Annotated in this window: 1 protein-coding gene and 1 pseudogene; both read right to left on the bottom strand. The window is 68.9% G+C overall.

The features are described 5' to 3' along the window. Window positions 1–358, bottom strand: a pseudogene (locus FVA95_RS29100) (IS3 family transposase); the annotation flags it as partial. Between the two features lie 26 nt (window positions 359–384). Next, complete coding sequence (locus tag FVA95_RS32315; protein ID WP_205016045.1) at window positions 385–663, bottom strand: transposase; 279 nt, start codon at window positions 661–663, stop codon at window positions 385–387. Window positions 664–731 lie beyond the last annotated feature (68 nt).

The raw sequence follows: 731 nt of genomic DNA, 5'->3' as shown, positions 1-731 counted from the left end.
TGGCGGTCGCGGTGAACTCGCGGCGGACCAGGTCGTCGTGGACCGGCGGCCCGACTCGGCCGCTCTTACCGCGGCGTTTCTTCCCGAACGCGCTCCACCAGCCACCGCCGCGACAGATCTGCCACGCGGTCCGCTCGGCCATCACCTCACCGGCAGCCGCGGCCTCGGCGACGAGGTAGCGGTAGCCGAACTCCGGGTCGTCGCGGTGGGCGTCGAACGACGCGTTCGCCCGATACGCGTGTGTGCGGTCGGAGTCGGTGACCGGAGCGGCGAGCCACCGGTAGTAGGGCTGGCGAGCGAGGCCGAGCACCCGGCACGTGAGCGCCACCGCGATCCCGTCGGCGGCGAACTCTCTCACGACCGGGTAGAGCCTTTTCCCGGTAGTTAGGCCTGGGACAGATACGCCGCCGCCCGCCGCAGGACCTCGTTCTCCTGCTCCAACAACCGGATCCGCTTACGGGCCTCGCGCAGTTCGATCGACTCGGCCGTCGTCCGGCCCGGACGAGCGCCGTCGTCGACAGCGGCGCGACGAAGCCACTTCTGCAGCGTCATCGGGTGAACACCGAAGTCGATGGCGACCTGCTCAATGGTGACTCCGTCCTCACGGGTGCGAGCGACCCGGACCACATCGGCCCGGAACTCCTCCGGGTAAGGCTTGAGCACGGCTACATCCTCTCAGCTCACCCACAGGGCAAGCCAGATCAGATGTCACCTACCCCTGCAGCAGACCC

This window comes from Pseudonocardia sp. EV170527-09, from assembly GCF_008369905.1.
GTDB lineage: Bacteria > Actinomycetota > Actinomycetes > Mycobacteriales > Pseudonocardiaceae > Pseudonocardia.
The sequence above is the reverse complement of the archived record's forward strand: the minus strand, read 5'-3'. Positions and strand labels throughout refer to the sequence as shown.